Raw genomic sequence first — 17,110 nt, forward strand, 5'->3', positions numbered from 1 at the left:
GTAAGGGTTCGATCCGTTGTCTTCTGCATATCCGCAGACACTCTCGTCCTACGGCTGGGACGAGAGCCTGGAGAACGACTTCTCCTCACACCGCGCCGCGGGGCTGATCCCCGGGCGCATCGCCGCGGTCGACCGCGGCCAGTGCGACGTCATCACCGAACACGGCCCCCTGCGGGCCGACACCACCCCGGTCGCCTCACCCGGCGACCCCGTCCAGGGGCCGTGCACCGGCGACTGGGCGGCCGTCCGGACCGGAGAGCACCCGGCGGTGGCCGCGCTGCTCCCCCGCCGCACGGCCATCGTCCGCTCGTCCGCCTCGCTCGACTCCCGCGGCCAGGTCCTGGCCGCCAACGTCGACACCATCGCCATCGCGGTCGCGCTCGACACCCGCCTGGCCCTCGGCCGGGTCGAACGCCTGCTGGCGCTGGCCTGGGAGAGCGGCGCCCGGCCGGTGATCGTGCTGACCAAGGCCGACCAGGCCGCCGACCCGGCGGCCGCCGAGGCCGAGGTCGCCACGGCGGCGCCCGGCGTCGACATCGTCTCGGTCAGCGCCACGACCGGCGAGGGCGTGGACGTGGCGGCCGCCGTGCTCACCGGCACGGTGGTGCTGCTCGGGCCGTCCGGCGCGGGCAAGTCCACGCTCGGCAACGCCCTGCTGGGAGCCGACCTCCTGGCCACCGGGGCGGTCCGCGACCAGGACGGCAAGGGCCGCCACACCACGGTCCGGCGGGAACTGCTGCCGCTGCCGCACGGCGGCGTGCTGATCGACACCCCCGGCCTGCGCGGGGTCGGCCTGCGGGACGCCGCCGAGGGCCTGCAGCAGACCTTCGCCGAGATCGAGGAACTGGCCGAGGGCTGCCGCTTCTCCGACTGCTCACACCAGAGCGAGCCGGGGTGCGCGGTGCTGGCCGCGATCGAGGACGGCACCCTGCCGCAACGCCGCCTCGACAGCTACCGCAAACTGGTGCGGGAGAACGAGTGGGCCGCCTCCCGCAACGACGCACGGCTCCGCGCGGAGCGCGAGAACAAGTGGAAGGCCATCACCAAGTGGCAGCGGCAGCACTACAAGGCCCAGGGCCGGGACCGGTGAAGGGGGACGCCATGACCGGCTGGAAGACCAGGCCGGAGACCGGCCGCGACCTCACGGCCGTGCGCCGGGTCGTGGAGGAGGCCTTCCCCACCCATGAGGAGGCCGACCTCGTCGACGCCCTCCGCGCCGACCCGGCATGGCTGCCGGGGCTGGCGTGGGTGGCCGAGGCGCCCGGCGGAGAGGTCGCGGGGTTCGCGCTGCTCACCCGCTGCCGGGTGGGCGACGGCGCGGCCCTCGCACTGGCGCCGGTCGCCGTGCTGCCGCGCCACCAGCGGCAGGGGGCGGGCGGCGCGGCCGTGCGCGCCGCGCTCGCGGCGGCCCGCGACCAGGGCGAACGGCTGGTCGTCGTGCTCGGGCACCCGGACTACTACCCCAAGTTCGGGTTCCGGCGGGCGTCCGCCCTGGGCATCGGCGTCTCGTTCGAGGTGCCCGACGAGGCCCTGATGGCCCTCGTCCTGGACGGCTCCGGCCCGGACGCGGTCCCCTCGGGGACGGTCCGGTACGCGGCGCCGTTCGGGGTCTGACCCACCTCGGGCCGGGGCCGGCGGGAGACGCCACCTCCCGCCGGCCCCGGCCACCGCCGCCCTGCCTCTGCCGGTCAGCGGCCCTTGCGCTGGTAGGTGCGCACGGTCAGCGGCACGAACACCACCAGCAGTACGACCGACCACATCACGGTCGCCGCCACCGGGTGGGCGAGCGGCCAGGAGGCGCCGTCGGCGGGCGCGCCGGGGTTGCCGAACAGCTCCCGGCACGCCGCCGTCATCGCGCTGACGGGGTTCCAGTCGGCCAGGGTGCGCAGCCAGGACGGCATGCCCTCGGTCGGCACGAACGCGTTGGACAACATCGTGAACGGCAGGAACAGCGGCACGAGCTGATCGGCCGTCTGCTCGTTCCTGACCACCATCCCGAAGTAGCAGCCGAGCCAGGCCAGCGCGTACCGCAGCAACATCAGCAGCAGGAACGCCTGGACCGTCGGCCACCACCCGCGGTGCGGCTGCCATCCCACGCACAGGCCGGCCAGCGACATGATCGTCAGGCCGAGCATCCCGCCCAGCAGCGTGTCGGCGGCCGTCTGCCCGAACGGCACCGCCGAGCGGGCCATCGGCATCGAGCGGAACCGGTCCATGACGCCCTGCGAGACGTCGGTGGCCACCTTCACCGTGATGACCATGACCGAGCTGAACGTCACCATCGAGAACAGCCCCGGCATCAGGTACTCGCGGTAGTCGCCGCCGCCGGGCACCTGGATCGCGCTGCCGAACACGTACCCGAACAGCACCACCATGATCGCCGGGAAGATCAGCGCGCCGATCAGCTCGCCCGGCTGCCGCCGGATCCGGCCGAACTCACGGCCGATCAGCGTGAGCCCGTCGGTGAGCGCCCAGCGCGCCCGGCCGATCCGGCCCGCCGGGGCCGGATCGGCCATCGTGATCGTGGTCATCGCACGGTCTCCTTCCGGCGCGCGGCGTCGGTCAGCCGCAGGAACACCTCGTCGAGGGTGGGCCGGCGCAGCGCGACGTCCGCCGCGGCGACCCCCGCGCGGTCGAGCTCGCGGACGGCGTCGGCGAGCCGGACGGCGTCACCGGTCAGCGGGACGCTGAGCCCCACCGGCCCGGTCATCGCCGGGTCGGTGCCCGCCAGCCGGTGCATGACGGCCGCCGCCTCGCGCAACATCGACGGCTCCTCCAGCACCACGTCCAGCCGGTCGCCGATGGTGGCCTTCAGCTCGTCCGGCGTGCCCGCGGCGATCACCCGGCCGTGGTCGACCACCGCGACGTCGTCGGCGAGCCGGTCGGCCTCGTCCAGGTACTGCGTGGTCAGCAGGACGGTGGTGCCGTCGGCGACCAGCTCGCGGATGCTCTCCCAGATCTCGCCGCGGCTGCGCGGGTCCAGGCCGGTGGTCGGCTCGTCCAGGAAGAGCACCTGGGGGCGCAGGATGAGGCTGGTGATCAGGTCGAGGCGGCGCCGCATGCCGCCCGAGTAGCCGGCCACCTGCCGGTCGGCCGCCTCGGCGAGCCCGAACCGCTCCAGCAGCTCGTCGGCACGCCCGTGCGCCTGGCGCCGCGGCAGGTGGTAGAGGCGCCCGAACATGCGCAGGTTGCCGCGGCCGGTGAGCTTCTCGTCCACCGCTGCGTACTGGCCCGCCAGCCCGATGAGGGCCCGGACCCGGTCGGCGTCGCGGACCACGTCGTGCCCGGCGATGCGCGCCCGCCCCTCGTCGGGGTCCGACAGGGTCGCCAGGATCCGTACCGCCGTCGTCTTGCCCGCGCCGTTGGGGCCCAGAACCCCGCAGACCGTCCCCGCCGGGACGCTGAGGTCCAGGCCCCGCAGCGCGTGGGTGCCGCCGAAACGTTTGTGCAGCCCCTCGGCGACCACGATCGGCTCGGCCATGATGATCTCCTTCACTGGGTACGCCGTACGCGGTTAATGCGGCCAGGCTAAGTTACTGGGTACGATGTACGCAACTAGATAGGCTGACCGCACGGAGGAGGTGGCCGTTGAGCGGCGAGGAGTACGCCAACATCTGGATGCGCCCCGAGCGTCCCGCCCGGGGGCCGCGTCCCGCCTACAGCCGGGCGCAGATCACCGAGACGGCGATCCGCGTCGCCGACGCCGAGGGCCTGGACGCCGCCTCGATGCGGCGCATCGCCGCCGAGATGGGCGCGGGCGCGATGTCGCTCTACCGGTACGTCCCGAGCCGCGACGACCTGATCGAGCTGATGGTCGACCACGTCCACGGCGAGCAGGACCTGCCGGACCGGCCGACCGGCGACTGGCGCGCCGACCTGTCCCGCGTCGCCGAGGAGTCGCGGGCCATGTGGCTCCGCCACCCGTGGCTGATCTCGCTGCACCGCGGGCGCCCGGCGTTCGGCCCCCGCCAGCTGAAGATCATCGAGTTCGCGGCCGGCGCCCTGGACGTCGGGCCGTCCGTCGACGAGATCCTCATCCTGCTCGACATCCTCAACGGCTACATCGAGCGCACGGTGCGCGCCGAGCTGATGTGGGCCGAGGAGGCCCGCCGCACGGGCATGGGCGAGTTCGACTGGATGGCGCGCAGCGGCCCGTACATCCGCAGGATCCTCGACAGCGGCGACTACCCGATGTTCACGCGCATCGTGGTGGACGCGCGGCAGCCCCACCTGCGGCCCGACGAACGTTTCCGGGACGGGCTGGAGAAGGTGCTCGACGCGGTCGGCGCCTCGATCCAGGACGCCGCGTCAATGGTGGAGGGCGCGATGGCGATGGATGACGAGCCGGACGGTGGTGTTGACGACTACCGTGCCGTCGGCCGCGAGCTCCCTTTCGTGCGCTTCGAACCTCGCTGAAGCTCCGGGAGGCTCGCGGGCCGCGGCTTCAGCGGTCCAGGCGGCGGTAGCGGCGGGCGGCCAGCGGGAGGAACACCGCGATGATGAGCAGCGGCCAGCCGACCGCGAGCAGTATCGGATGCTGGGCCGGCCACGAGTCGTCGCCGACGCCGGGGTTGCCGAACAGCTCGCGGGTCGCGTTCACGGTCGCCGACATCGGGTTCCACGCCGCGATGGCGCCCAGCCAGCCGGGCATCTGGGACGGCGAGACGAAGGTGTTGGCCAGGAACGTCAACGGCATCAGGAACATCCAGGACGCCGCGGCGCCCTCGGGCGTGACGTGCAGGCCCACGAAGATGCCCATCCAGATCAGCGCGAAGCGCAGCAGCAGGAGCAGCCCGACCGCCGCCAGCGCCTTGGCGGGCCCCTCGTGCCAGCCCCAGCCGACCACCAGGCCGCAGGCGAGCAGGATCAGCAGTTCCACCACCGAGTTGACCATGTCGGCGAAACTGCGGCCCAGCACCACCCCGGCCTGCGAGATCGGCATCGTGCGGAACCGGTCGCTGACGCCCTTGGCGACGTCGTTGGCCACCACGCTCATCGTCGTGGCCACCCCGAACACCATCGTCTGCGCGAAGATGCCCGGCATCAGGAACTCGCGGTAGTTACCGCCGCCCTCCACGACCATGGCGCTGCCGAGCACGTAGCCGAACAGCAGCACCACCACGATCGGGTACGTCAGCTCCGAGACGATCAGGGTGGGGTTGCGGGTCCAGTGGATGAGCCCCTGCCCCGCGACGACCCGTCCGTCGGTGAGCGTCCAGCGCAGCTTCTCCAGCCGGGTCCGCGGGATCGGCGGAACCGTCAGCGTGACCGTCATACGGCCACCTCCTCGTCACGGTCGCCGGCCGTCCCGGCCCGGCCCTCGGCGGACCCTCCCGCGGCGGACCCTTCCTCGGCGGACTGCCCCTCGGTGGACTGGCCGGTGAGGCGCAGGAAGACCTCGTCGAGCGTGGGGCGCCGCAGCGCGACGTCCTCGATCTCGACGCCGGCGTCCTGGAACGCCCGCACCGCCGCGGTGAGCGCGGCGATCCGGTCGTCCACCGGGACGTGCACCCGCCGGGTGTCCTCGTCGCGTTCGGGGGACGCGCCCGTCAGCCCCGCGAGCAGGCGGGCGGCCTCGGACAGGTCGGCGCCGTCGCGCACCACGACGTCGAGCCGTTCGCCGCCGATCCTGGACTTGAGCCGGTCCGGGGAGTCGTCGGCGATCACCCGGCCGGAGTCGAGCACCACGATCTGCCCGGCGAGCTGGTCGGCCTCGTCCAGGTACTGCGTGGTCAGCAGCACGGTGGTGCCGCCCGCGACCAGCGACCGGACGGCGTTCCAGACCTCGTTGCGGTTGCGCGGGTCGAGCCCGGTGGTCGGCTCGTCCAGGAAGAGCACCCGCGGAGCCAGGATGAAGCTCGCGGCCAGGTCGAGCCGCCGGCGCATCCCGCCCGAGTAGTGCTTGACGCGCCGGCCCGCGGCGTCCTCGAGGCCGAACCGCGCCAGCAGCTCGTCGGCCCTGCGCCGGGCCGTACCGGGCGACAGATGGTAGAGGCGCCCCCACATCGCCAGGTTCTCCCGGCCGGTGAGGATCTCGTCGACGGCCGGCGCCTGACCGGTGAGCCCGATCCGGTGCCGGACCTCCCCGGGTTCGCGCACCACGTCGTATCCGGCGACCATGGCACGGCCGGCGTCGGCGCGCAGCAGCGTGCTCAGGATCCGCACCGCGGTGGTCTTGCCCGCCCCGTTGGGCCCCAGCAGCCCGCACACCGTGCCCTCGGGAACGGCGAGGTCGACCGCGTCCAGCGCGGTCATGCGTTTGTACCGCTTGGTCAGCCCTTCGGCCAGGACTCCGAACTCCGTCGATGCCACGGAACTCACCTCTCCAATTTTGGGACATCAATGTCTCATTGAGAGTGCCATATGTTCCATCATGGATGTCAAGTGATACTTTTCGAGGCGATGAGCATGACCGAGACATCCGAGTCCGGCGCGCGGGGACGTACCCGCCGCGCCATCCTGAGCGCGGCCGCGCGGGTGCTGGCCCGCGACCGCTCCGCGACGCTGGCCGACATCGCGGCCGCGGCCGACGTCGGGCGCAGCACGCTGCACCGCTACTACGCCGACCGCGACGTCCTCGTCCAGGCGGTCGTCGAGGATTCGCTCGCCGTGCTCCAGGAGGCCACCGAAGGCGCCGGGCTCGACCAGGGCCCACCCGCCGACGCGCTCCGGCGGCTGGTGGCGGCCCTGGTGGACGTGGGCGACCGCGCGCTGTTCCTGTGGGGCGACCCGCGGGTCCTGGAGGGCTACCCCACGGCCGGCGACCCCGACTGCGAGCCGGTCGACGACCCGATGATCGAGCTCATCGAGCGCGGCCAGGCCGAGGGGGCGTTCGACCCCGGCGTGAGCGCCCAGTGGATCCAGCACGTGGTGTGGGGGCTGATCTACACCGGCGCGGAGGACGCCGCGTACGGGCGCATCCCCCGCCACGGCGTCGCCCAGCTGGTGATCCGCACCCTCGAGAACGGCATCCGCCCTCACTGACCGGGCGGGCCCCCGGTGCCGGAGCCCGCGGCCGTCCGGGTGGCGCGTGCGGTGCGCTCCGCCAGGTCGCGCAGGTGCTCGATGAGCTCCGGCGGCTCGTGCACCTCGAACTCGCAGCCGAGCATCACCAGCGCCTGGGCGAGCCACGGCAGCGTGTCGGTGTGGCTGCGCAGCAGGCAGCGGTGCGCGTCGATGGGCTCCACGTCGCCCGGCCGGTCGCCCAGGCGTCCCGCGACCCGCTCGGCAGGGACGTGCAGGGTGGCCACCGCCCGGTAGGTCGGCACGGTCGAATAGATCTTGCGGGTGATGAACTCGGTCGCGTCCCTGGCGGGAAGCTCGCGCGGCGTGAACCGCCGCCCGATGCCGCGCGGCTCGCGGACGCGGTCGACGCGGAACACCCGCCAGTCGTCGCGTTCGACGTCGTAGGCGACCAGGTACCAGCGCCGCCCCAACGGCACCAGCCGGTGCGGCTCGGCCAGCCGCCGGGTCTCGGCGCCGTCGGCCGCCTCGTACCGGAACCGCACGCGCTCCCGGCCCGCCGCGGCCGAGGCGAGCGTGGTGAGCACCTCCGGGTCGACCATGGCCGGCTGCCGAGGCCCGGCCATCGGCTCGGTCGCCGCGCCCAGCGCGCTCACCCGGCGCCGCAGCCGCGCGGGCAGGACCTGCTCCAGCTTGGCCAGCGCGCGCAGCGAGGCCTCCCCCATCCCCTCGATCGGATGGCCCGCCGCGGTGCGCAGGCCGAGCGTGATCGCCACCGCCTCCTCGTCGTCCAGCAGCAGCGGCGGCATGGCGGTGCCCGCGACCAGCCGGTAGCCGCCGACCGAGCCACGGCTGGCCTCGACCGGATAACCCAGGTCGCGCAGCCGCTCGATGTCGCGGCGGATCGTGCGCGGGCTCACCCCGAGCCGTTCGGCCAGCTCGCCGCCGGGCCACTCGCGCGGCGTCTGCAACAGGGACAGCAGGCTCAGCAACCGCGCCGGGGTGTCGCTCATGAGATCAAGCATGCCCGGTGGCTAGGACGTGAGCTGACCTAATGGACCCCTATGTTTGGTGGAAGGCCCTGTTCCGGGGCGTGAGACGAGGAGGGCGCATGGCAGAGCTGCCGCGGTTCACCTGGGTCGACGTGTGCGCCCGCCGCCTGGAGCGGCACGCGCTGACCGTCCCGTCCAAGGAGGCCCGCCCGGCCGACATCGTGGCCGCCATGGCGAGCACGCACGCGCAGGTGATGTCGGCGGCGGAGCTGGGCGTCGCGACGCGCATCGAGGGAGCCACCCGCCAGGACGTGCGCGAGGCGTTGTGGAGCGAGCGCAGCCTGGTCAAGACCTACGGCCTGCGCGGCACGGTGCACCTGGTGCCCGCCCGGGACCTGCCGATGTGGGTCGGCGCCCTGTCCGCCCTTCCCGAGGGGCCCGAGGTGGGCCCCCCGCACATCCGGCTGAATCCCGAGCAGCGCGAGCAGGTCGTGGCGGCGGTCGGTGACGCGCTGGACGACGCCGAGCTGACCATCGACGAGCTCACCGCCGGGGTGGTCGAACGCACCGGGCCGTGGGCCGGTGACCTGGTCATGGAGGCGTTCCAGGGCAAGTGGCCGCGCTGGCGGCAGGCCATGCACCTGACCGGGGTGCGCGGGACGTTGTGCTTCGCGCCCAACCGGGGGCGCAAGGTCACCTACACCAATCCGCGGCGGTGGCTGCCCGGCTTCCGCCCGGCCGAACCCGACGCGGCCCTGCGCTGGCTGGTGACGACCTACCTGCACGCGTACGGGCCGTCCACGCCGCAACGTTTCGCGCACTGGCTGGGGACGCAGGCGACCTGGGCGAGCCGGTTGTTCGCGTCCATGGGCGACGCGCTCCAGCAGGTGGACGTCGAGGGCGCCGTCGAGTGGGTGGAGGCCGGGGACATCGACGTTCCCGAGGAACTGCCGGAGGGCGTCCGGCTCCTGCCGTACTTCGACGGGTACGCCTACCGTGTCGGCAACCAGCCGCCCGCGCGCCTCTACCCCGGCCGTGCCGCCGAGCGGGTGCTGCCGGGCAACTTCCAGGTCCTGCTGGTCGACGGCGTCGTCGGCGGGTTGTGGCACCAGCGCCGCTCCGGCCGCAGGATCGACGTGACGGTCGAGCCGCTCGGCACGCTCGGCCGCGCCCGGCTGAGGGAGCTGGACGACCAGGTCGAACGGCTCGGGACGATCCTGGAGGGCGAGCCCCGGCTGACGATCGGCACCGTCACCGTGGGCGGCCACGCCTGACCCGTCCTGCGCCGCCTCGCACCGAAAACTTTCCTTGTCTTGACACTGATACTTTTCGGCTGCCACCCTGGGGACATGGACGAAGTTGCGGTGATCGAGGACGCGGCGGCGGCCGAAGTGTCGCTCGACCCGGTGCGCGCCCGGCTGCTGGCCGAGCTCGCCGAGCCCGCCTCGGCGACGATGCTGGCGGCGCGCGTCGGACTGGCCCGCCAGAAGGTCAACTACCACCTCAAGGCGCTGGAGAAGCACGGGCTCGTCGAGCTGGTCGAGGAGCGGCGCAAGGGTAACGTCAACGAGCGCATGATGCGCGCCACGGCGGCCTCCTACGTCATCTCCCCCACCGCGCTGGCCGCGGTGCAGCCCGACCCGGAACGTTCGCCCGACCAGCTGTCGGCCCGCTGGCTGCTCGCCGTGGCGGCCCGCCTGGTCCGCGACGTCGGCATGCTGATCACCGGCGCGGCCAAGGCCGACAAGCGCGTCGCCACGTTCGCCATCGACGGGCAGATCCGCTTCGCGTCCGCCGCCGACCGCGCCGCCTTCGCGCAGGAGCTGGCCGAGACGGTCACCGCGCTGGTGTCGCGCTATCACGACGAGAACGCCCAGGGCGGACGCGAGCACCGCGTCGTCGTCGCCCTGCACCCCCACGTTCCCGAGCCGCATGACCAGACCACCAAGGAGACCTGACATGGGCCACGAGTTCGAGCTGGAGAAGGAGATCACCGTCGCCGCCACGCCGGACCAGGTGTGGGACGCCATCGCCACCGGGCCCGGCGTGGACGCCTGGTTCATGGGCCGCAGCGAGATCGAGGCCCGCGAGGGCGGCACCACGAGCTTCACCATGGCCGGTCAGACCGAGCTCTCCACCGTCACCGCCTGGGAGCCGGGCAAACGTTTCGCCTACACCGGCGAGGCCGGCGACGACGGCGCGTTCATGGCGGTGGAATACCTCATCGAGGGACGCGACGGCGGCAGCACCACCGTGCGGCTCGTGCACAGCGGCATCCTGGGCGGCGACTGGGAGACCGAGTTCGAGGCCATGAAGACCGGCTGGGACATGTACCTGCACACCCTGGCCGCGTACCTGCGGCACTTCGCGGGCCGTGCGTCCACCACCGCCTCCGGGTTCAGGCCCGGCGTCGACGGCCCGCGGTTCTGGGCGGCGGTCCGGGAACGGTTCGGCCTGGGCACCGAGGTCGCCGAAGGCGACCGCGTGCGCCTGTCGGACCCCGAGCTCGGCACGGTCGAGGGCGTCGTGGACTACGTCGACCTGCCCTCGTTCCTGGGCGTGCGCACCGACGACGCGCTGCTGCGGTTCATCCACTCCGGCGAGCACCGCGGCTCGGTCGCCGTCCTGGGCCACCACCTCTACGCCCCCGGGGCCGACCAGGAGACCGCCGAGCGAGGCTGGCAGAACTGGCTCGGCGGTCTCCCCGCCTGACGCTTCCGCTCGGACGCCGCGTGCCGCCGGCTACTTGAAGGCGGCGGCGTTGCGTCCTGCCCATTCGGCGAACGTGCCGGCGGGCCGTCCCAGGACCGCCGGCACGTCGGGGCTCACGCGCCGTTCGGCCTCGGTCGGCTCGCCCAGGATCTCCAGCGTGCCGTCCACCACGACCTCGGGCATGAACCGTGACATCGCGGCCCGCGCCTCCGCCCGGGTCTGCTCCACGAACTCCACCCCCTCGCCGAGCGCTCCGGCGATGGCCCGCGCCTGCTCGCGCGGCGTCACCGGCTCCGGACCGGTCAGCACGTAGGTGCGTCCCGCGTGCGTCCCGTCGCGCATCACCGTGGCGGCGACGGCGGCGATGTCGGCCGGGTCGACCAGCGGCAGCCCGACGTCCCCGAACGGCGCGACCACCGTCCGGTGCTCGCGGATCGGCTCGGCCCACCAGTACGCGTTGGAGGCGAACCCGCCCGGACGCAGGATCGTCCAGGCCAGACCGGTCTGCTTGACGGCGTCCTCGAAGACGCGCAGCGGGGCGTGCGACGGGTTGGCCGGGCGGGTCCCGGCCCCTTGCGACGACAACATCACGATCCGCCGCACTCCGCTCGACTTCACGACGTCCAGGACGCCGTCCGGCTCGAGGCCCTCGGCGGCGACCAGCAGGAAGAGCACCTCGGCGCCGTCCAGCGCCGGGCGCATGCTTTCGGGGTCGGTCAGGTCGGCGGCCACGTGCCGGACCCCCTCGGGGACGGCCCCGGGGGCGGGCCGCCGGGAGACGGCGGTGACCTTCTCGCTCGCTTCGGCCAGCGCCTGGACCAGCGGCCGGCCGACGTTGCCGGTTGCTCCGGTGACGACGAACATCTATGACTTCCCTTCGGATATCCATGTGGACCCGGGAAAGCTAACATCTTCGATATAGTAGGTACCTAGAAGATAGTGACTACCTCAGAGGTGATGACATGGCCCCGACCGCGGCACCCGAACCCGTGGCCGCGTGCCCGATCGCCCCGGTGGTCGACATCGTGTTCAGCCGCTGGACCACGCCGATCCTGTGGACGCTGAACGAGTTCGGGCGGCAACGGTTCGGGGAGCTGGAGCGCCGCATCGGCACCATCACGCCGAAGGTGCTGACCCAGCGGCTGCGGCAGCTCGAACGCGACGGGCTCGTCGTGCGCACCTACCACCCGGAGGTCCCGCCGCGCGTGGAGTACGAGATCAGCGAGCTCGGCCTCAGCCTCGTACCGGTGTTCGCCGCGCTCGGCACCTGGTCCACCGTCAACCTGCCCAAGGTCGAGCAGGCACGCCAGGACTACGACGCGGCCAACTGACCCGGCCACCGAACGCCGGACGCCGACCGGACGCCCACCGGAAGCCGACCGCCGGTCAGCCGGGCCGTATCTCCTCGCCGGACATCGCGGGGAAGGGCAGCTTGTCGACGGCGCTGCGGCGCCGCCGCTCGGGCCGGCGGTCGTACCGCGCCGTGGTGGCGGGCGAGGAATGCCCGACCAGCTGCTGCACGGTGACCAGGTCGACGCCCTCGTCGAGCAGGTCGCCGATGAAGGTGCGGCGGAAGTCGTGCGGCGTCATCGACGGCAGCCCCGCCTCGCGCCGGCGCTTGACCACGACGTTGCGCACGGCCGCGTCGGTGAGCGCCCTGTGCTGGAGCGCACCCGACTTGTGCACGGGCTTGAACAGCGGCCCCGACGGGCGGTCGTCCAGCGACAACCACGTGCCGAGCAGGGTCGCGGCCGACTCGTGCAGGTACTCCAGGCGTTCCTTGTCGCCCTTGCCGACGATGCGGAGCGCGCGTTCACCCGGGTCATAGTGCTCGCGCCGCATCCCGGCGATCTCCGAACGGCGTGCCCCGGTGGTGTAGAGCGTGGCCAGCAGCGCCGCGTCGCGGCGGCCGGCGGGCGTGGCGTCGAGCGCGCAGGCGCGCAGCAGCGCGGCGAACTCGGCCACATGGATGCTCCGGCCGCTCGGCAGGCGGGTGCCCTTGAAGTTCTTGACCTCCTTGGCCCGCTGGTAGTCGTCGGTCGACATCTCCCCCAGGCTCCACGCCGCCTTCAGCACTCCGCGCAGTGCCGCCAGATGCTGGTTGCGGTAGGCGGGCGACCAGGGCCGTGCGGTCCCGTCCGCCTCGAGCGAGGTCTGCCGCCCGAGCAGCGCGCGGATGGCCGCGGTGTGCTCGGCCCGCAACGCCGCCCAGGGGAAGTCCCGCCCCTCGACGCCGCCAGGATCGGCGCCTGACGCCTCGGCCAGGAACGCGGCGATCCGGTCGAGGCACGCGCTCATGGTGCGCCGCGACCGGGGGCTCTCCAGCGACGCGACGTACACCAGGTAGGGATTGCGCGACGCGGGCGCCTCGGCCCGCGCCAGGTGAACGGGCGCCGCCGACTCCACCGCACTCACCTGATCCACGCGTCCGACCCTAGCCGGGTACGCGGATCAGGCGACCGAGCCGAACCACCCGGCGAGCCGTCCCGAAACGCGCCGTACCGCGCCGGGCTCACGTCGTGGCGAGCAGCGCCCGGCCGGGGGCGAGGCGTGGCCCGGCGGGACGGGGGTCGTGGCTTTCGCGGAGTTGCAGCGGCTTGCGCTCGTTCGCATGGACGCGCGAGGGCGGTGCGGGCAAGGAGCGCAGGTCGGACGCGGAAACAGTCGTCGCGTTGACGGCTGCAAACTGTCGCAAGTTTTCAAGTTTCTGTATGACTCTTGCGCTCTTCTGTTGGTTTGCTTAACGTCTGTGGCGCACCTCACACGCCTCCCAAGGCGTGCCACCCACCCCCTGCCGTCCGCCGGCGGCCCCTGACCGCGGCGGGCGGCCGTCCCCCGAGAGGTCCGGGATGAGATCGAGGTACATCAGCGTCCTGCTCGCCGCGGCGCTCACCGCGGCCTGCCTGATCGGCCCGGCGTCGTCTCCGGCGATCGCCGCGCCCGTCAACCTGGCGGCCGGGAAGGCCGTCTCCGCGAGCACCGTCAACGGCCCGTACGCCGCGCGCAACGTCAACGACGGCAACCAGGGCAGCTACTGGGAGAGCGCGAACGACGCCTTCCCGCAATGGATCCAGGTCGACCTGGGCGCGTCGGTCGACACCGAGAAGGTCGTGCTCAGGCTGCCGGCGTCCGGCTGGGGTGAACGTACGCAGACCCTGGCCGTGCAGGGCAGCCTGAACGGCACGTCCTACACCGACCTGGTCCGGCCGGGCGCCCGGGTGTTCTCCCCCGCGCAGAACAACACCGTGACGCTGGCCTATGGCGCCGCCCAGACCCGCTACCTGCGGATAGCGATCACCGCCAACACCGGCTGGCCCGCGGGCCAGCTGTCGGAGCTGGAGGTCTACGGACCGGAGTCGGGCGACCAGGCGCCGCCGACCGCGCCGTCCGGCCTGGCCTACACCGAGCCCGGCAACGGGCAGATCCGGCTCACCTGGGGCGCCTCCTCCGACGCCGTCGGCGTGACCGGGTACGACGTGTACGCCAACGACGTCCTGCGCGGCAGCGTCGCCGGCAACGTGCTGGCCTACACCGACACCCAGCCCGCGAGCGCGACCGTCGCCTACCACGTGAAGGCCCTGGACGCCGCGGGCAACCTGTCGGCGCCCAGCAACACGGTCGTGCGGCAGGGCCAGGGGGGCGGCACCAACCTGGCGGCGGGCAAGCCCGTCACCGCCTCGTCCACGATCTTCAACTTCCTCGCGTCCAACGCCAACGACGGCAGCCTGGCCACCTACTGGGAGTCGGCCGCGGGCGCCTATCCGGCCACGCTGACGGTCGGCCTGGGCGGACGCGCGACCCTGTCGTCGGTCGCGGTCAAGCTCAACCCCGACGCCGCCTGGGGCCCGCGCACCCAGAACATCGAGGTGCTCGGACGCAACAGCGCGGGCGGCGAGTTCACCACGCTCAAGGCCGCGCAGACGTACACCTTCGACCCGGCGTCGGGCAACGGCGTCTCGATCCCCGTCACCGGCACCGCCGCCGAGGTGCGGCTGCGGATCACCTCCAACAGCGGCGCGACCGGCGCGCAGGCCGCCGAGTTCCAGGTCTTCGGCACCCCGGCGCCCACCCCCGACCTGTCGGTGTCCGACGTGTCGTGGACGCCCGCGGCGCCGGTGGAGACCGACACGATCACCCTGCGCGCCACCGTCCGCAACCATGGCACCGGCGCCGCCGACGCCAGCACCACCGACTTCCTGATCGGCGGGCAGAAGGCCGGCTCGGCGGCCACCCCGGCGCTGGCGGCCGGCGCGTCCGCCCAGGTCACCGCATCCATCGGCACCCGTGACGCCGGGTCGTACGCGGTCGCCGCCAAGGCGGACGCGGGCGACGACAACATCGAGCCGAACGAGACCGACAACCAGGCCGCCGCGACGTCACCGCTGGTCGTCAAGCCAGTGCCCAGCTCCGACGTCGTCGCCTCGGCCGTCACCTGGAACCCCGGCAACCCGTCGGCGGGCAACACCGTCACGTTCTCGGTCACCGTCAAGAACGAGGGGACCGTGGCCACCGCCGGCGGCTCCCACGGCGTCGTGCTCACCCTGCTCGACGGCAACGGCGGCACCGTCAGGACCCTGAACGGGTCGTACAGCGGCGTGCTCGCGCCGGGCCAGTCGACCGCGCCGCTCAGCCTGGGCACCTGGACCGCGGCCAACGGCCGCTACTCGGTGCGCGTCGTCCTCGCCGACGACGCCAACGAGCTGCCGGTCAAGCGCGCCAACAACACCAGCACCCGCCCGTTCCACGTCGGACGCGGCGCCAGCATGCCCTACGACCACTACGAGGCCGAGGACGGCGCGCTCGGCGGCGGCGCCCAGCTCGCCGGGCCGTCCATCGACGTCGGCACCGTGGCGGGCGAGGCGTCCGGCCGCCGCGCCGTCACGCTCAACTCCACCGGCGCGAGCGTGGAGTTCACCACCAAGGCCAGTACCAACACCCTGGTCACCCGCTTCTCCATCCCGGACGCTCCGGGCGGCGGCGGGATCACCTCGACGCTGAACGTCTACGTCGACGGCACGTTCCTCAAGCCGATCACGTTGTCGTCGCGGCACGCCTGGCTGTACGGGAACGAGACCAACCCCGGCAACGCGCCGGTGCCCGGCCAGGCCCGCCACATCTACGACGAGGCCCACCTGCTGCTCGGCACCACCGTCCCGGCCGGAAGCAGGATCAAGCTGCAGAAGGACGCCGCCAACACCACCACGTACGCGATCGACTTCGTCAACACCGAGCAGGTCGCGCAGAAGGCCAACCCCGACCCGGCCAGGTACGCCGTGCCCGCCGGCTTCACCCACCAGGACGTCCAGAACGCCCTGGACAAGGCACGCCAGGACCCGAACCTGGTCGGCGTCTACCTTCCCGCGGGCGACTACCAGACCTCGAACAAGTTCCAGGTGTACGGCAAGGCGGTCAAGGTCGTCGGCGCGGGCGTCTGGTTCACCCGCTTCCACGCCCCCGCCGGTCAGGAGAACACCGACGTCGGATTCCGCGCCGACGCGACCGCGAACGGCTCCACGTTCGCCAGCTTCGCCTACTTCGGCAACTACACCTCGCGCATCGACGGCCCGGGCAAGGTGTTCGACTTCCAGAACGTGTCGGACATCGTCATCGACGACATCTGGGCCGAGCACATGGTCTGCCTCTACTGGGGCGCCAACACCGACCGCATGACCATCAAGAACGCCCGCATCCGCGACATGTTCGCCGACGGGCTCAACATGACCAACGGCAGCACCGACAACCTCGTCACCAACAGCGAGGCGCGCTCGACCGGCGACGACGGCTTCGCGCTGTTCTCGGCGATCGACGCGGGCGGCGCGGACATGAAGGGGAACGTCTACGAGAACCTCACCGCGATCACGCCGTGGCGGGCCGCGGGCGTGGCCGTCTACGGCGGCTACGACAACGTGTTCCGCAACATCCACGTCGCCGACACCCTGGTCTACTCGGGCATCACGATCAGCTCGCTGGACTTCGGCTATCCGATGAACGGCTTCGGCTTCGAGCCCAAGACCCGGTTCGAGAACATCTCGATCGTCAGGGCGGGCGGGCACTTCTGGGGTGATCAGACGTTCCCGGGGATCTGGCTGTTCTCGGCGTCGAAGGTGTTCCAGGGCATCCGGGTGTCGAACGTCGACATCGTCGACCCGTCCTACAGCGGCATCATGTTCCAGACCAACTACGTCGGCGGGCAGCCGCAGAACCCGGTCACCGACACCGTCCTCACCGACGTCTCGATCACCGGCGCGAAGCGCAGCGGCGACGCCTGGAACGAGAAGTCCGGGTTCGGGATCTGGGTGAACGAGATGCCCGAGGCCGGTCAGGGCCCGGCGGTCGGCGAGGCCACGTTCAACGGCCTCCGGATGAGCGGCAACCACCAGGACATCCGGAACACCACCACCACCTTCAAGATCATCCGAAATCCGTGACCTGAAGACCGGCAG

17 protein-coding genes are annotated in these 17,110 nt (G+C 72.5%); 9 read left to right on the forward strand and 8 right to left on the reverse strand.

Annotated features, from left to right (window positions below; genetic code table 11):
- Positions 1-16: 16 nt before the first annotated feature.
- Both rsgA and ABZ810_RS36300 read left to right on the forward strand, forming a co-directional pair.
- A complete protein-coding gene (gene rsgA, locus ABZ810_RS36295) occupies positions 17-1,090 on the forward strand; it encodes a ribosome small subunit-dependent GTPase A (protein ID WP_358411022.1) in 1,074 nt (357 codons plus the stop codon).
- 11 nt (positions 1,091-1,101) lie between these two features.
- Positions 1,102-1,614: an N-acetyltransferase gene (locus ABZ810_RS36300; protein ID WP_358411024.1), complete on the forward strand. Its 513-nt coding sequence runs from the start codon at positions 1,102-1,104 to the stop codon at positions 1,612-1,614.
- A 74-nt stretch (positions 1,615-1,688) separates the two neighbouring features.
- Here ABZ810_RS36300 and ABZ810_RS36305 read toward each other — a convergent pair whose 3' ends face one another.
- Together ABZ810_RS36305 and ABZ810_RS36310 are read right to left on the reverse strand one after the other, a co-directional pair.
- Positions 1,689-2,531 (reverse strand): ABC transporter permease, encoded by an 843-nt coding sequence (locus ABZ810_RS36305; protein WP_358411026.1) that lies wholly within the window; start codon positions 2,529-2,531, stop codon positions 1,689-1,691.
- On the reverse strand, positions 2,528-3,481 hold the full coding sequence (locus ABZ810_RS36310) for an ATP-binding cassette domain-containing protein (RefSeq protein ID WP_358411028.1): 954 nt from the start codon (positions 3,479-3,481) through the stop codon (positions 2,528-2,530). The genes ABZ810_RS36305 and ABZ810_RS36310 overlap by 4 nt, the downstream gene beginning before the upstream one ends.
- A gap of 107 nt (positions 3,482-3,588) precedes the next feature.
- Between ABZ810_RS36310 and ABZ810_RS36315 the strand changes: the two genes are divergently transcribed.
- Positions 3,589-4,416, forward strand: a complete 828-nt coding sequence (locus ABZ810_RS36315) for a TetR/AcrR family transcriptional regulator (RefSeq protein WP_358411030.1) — start codon at positions 3,589-3,591, stop codon at positions 4,414-4,416.
- A 28-nt stretch (positions 4,417-4,444) separates the two neighbouring features.
- Here the strand turns inward: ABZ810_RS36315 and ABZ810_RS36320 are convergent, their stop codons facing one another.
- Together ABZ810_RS36320 and ABZ810_RS36325 are read right to left on the reverse strand one after the other, a co-directional pair.
- Positions 4,445-5,275, reverse strand: coding sequence for an ABC transporter permease (locus ABZ810_RS36320; protein WP_358411032.1), 831 nt, complete (start codon positions 5,273-5,275; stop codon positions 4,445-4,447).
- On the reverse strand, positions 5,272-6,312 hold the full coding sequence (locus ABZ810_RS36325) for an ATP-binding cassette domain-containing protein (protein ID WP_358411034.1): 1,041 nt from the start codon (positions 6,310-6,312) through the stop codon (positions 5,272-5,274). Before ABZ810_RS36325 ends, ABZ810_RS36320 begins: the two co-directional genes overlap by 4 nt.
- Before the next feature lie 96 nt (positions 6,313-6,408).
- On the opposite strand from ABZ810_RS36325, the gene ABZ810_RS36330 reads away from it, so the two are divergent.
- A complete protein-coding gene (locus tag ABZ810_RS36330) occupies positions 6,409-6,984 on the forward strand; it encodes a TetR/AcrR family transcriptional regulator (RefSeq protein ID WP_358411036.1) in 576 nt (191 codons plus the stop codon).
- Here ABZ810_RS36330 and ABZ810_RS36335 read toward each other — a convergent pair.
- Positions 6,978-7,976 (reverse strand): YafY family protein, encoded by a 999-nt coding sequence (locus ABZ810_RS36335; protein ID WP_358411038.1) that lies wholly within the window; start codon positions 7,974-7,976, stop codon positions 6,978-6,980. The two genes, ABZ810_RS36330 and ABZ810_RS36335, sit on opposite strands and share 7 nt — an antisense overlap.
- Before the next feature lie 98 nt (positions 7,977-8,074).
- Here ABZ810_RS36335 and ABZ810_RS36340 point away from each other — a divergent pair, with 98 nt between their 5' ends.
- From ABZ810_RS36340 to ABZ810_RS36350, 3 genes are all read left to right on the forward strand, one after another.
- Positions 8,075-9,229: a winged helix DNA-binding domain-containing protein gene (locus ABZ810_RS36340; RefSeq protein ID WP_358411040.1), complete on the forward strand. Its 1,155-nt coding sequence runs from the start codon at positions 8,075-8,077 to the stop codon at positions 9,227-9,229.
- A 75-nt stretch (positions 9,230-9,304) separates the two neighbouring features.
- On the forward strand, positions 9,305-9,913 hold the full coding sequence (locus ABZ810_RS36345) for a helix-turn-helix domain-containing protein (protein WP_358411041.1): 609 nt from the start codon (positions 9,305-9,307) through the stop codon (positions 9,911-9,913).
- Between the two features lies 1 nt (position 9,914).
- Positions 9,915-10,667: an SRPBCC domain-containing protein gene (locus ABZ810_RS36350; protein ID WP_358411043.1), complete on the forward strand. Its 753-nt coding sequence runs from the start codon at positions 9,915-9,917 to the stop codon at positions 10,665-10,667.
- A gap of 30 nt (positions 10,668-10,697) precedes the next feature.
- Here the strand turns inward: ABZ810_RS36350 and ABZ810_RS36355 are convergent, their stop codons facing one another.
- Complete coding sequence (locus ABZ810_RS36355) at positions 10,698-11,531, reverse strand: NAD(P)H-binding protein (protein ID WP_358411045.1); 834 nt, start codon at positions 11,529-11,531, stop codon at positions 10,698-10,700.
- A 98-nt stretch (positions 11,532-11,629) separates the two neighbouring features.
- On the opposite strand from ABZ810_RS36355, the gene ABZ810_RS36360 reads away from it, so the two are divergent.
- The gene (locus tag ABZ810_RS36360; RefSeq protein WP_358411047.1) at positions 11,630-11,998 is read left to right on the forward strand and encodes a helix-turn-helix domain-containing protein; all 369 of its coding nucleotides are present in this window, start codon (positions 11,630-11,632) and stop codon (positions 11,996-11,998) included.
- 55 nt (positions 11,999-12,053) lie between these two features.
- Here the strand turns inward: ABZ810_RS36360 and ABZ810_RS36365 are convergent, their stop codons facing one another.
- Positions 12,054-13,091: a tyrosine-type recombinase/integrase gene (locus ABZ810_RS36365; RefSeq protein WP_358411049.1), complete on the reverse strand. Its 1,038-nt coding sequence runs from the start codon at positions 13,089-13,091 to the stop codon at positions 12,054-12,056.
- An 88-nt stretch (positions 13,092-13,179) separates the two neighbouring features.
- Positions 13,180-13,362: a hypothetical protein gene (locus tag ABZ810_RS36370; RefSeq protein WP_358411051.1), complete on the reverse strand. Its 183-nt coding sequence runs from the start codon at positions 13,360-13,362 to the stop codon at positions 13,180-13,182.
- Positions 13,363-13,516: 154 nt separating this feature from the next.
- Between ABZ810_RS36370 and ABZ810_RS36375 the strand changes: the two genes are divergently transcribed.
- Positions 13,517-17,095, forward strand: a complete 3,579-nt coding sequence (locus ABZ810_RS36375) for a discoidin domain-containing protein (RefSeq protein ID WP_358411053.1) — start codon at positions 13,517-13,519, stop codon at positions 17,093-17,095.
- Positions 17,096-17,110: the final 15 nt, after the last annotated feature.

The organism is Spirillospora sp. NPDC047279, assembly GCF_040643285.1.
Classification (GTDB): domain Bacteria; phylum Actinomycetota; class Actinomycetes; order Streptosporangiales; family Streptosporangiaceae; genus Spirillospora.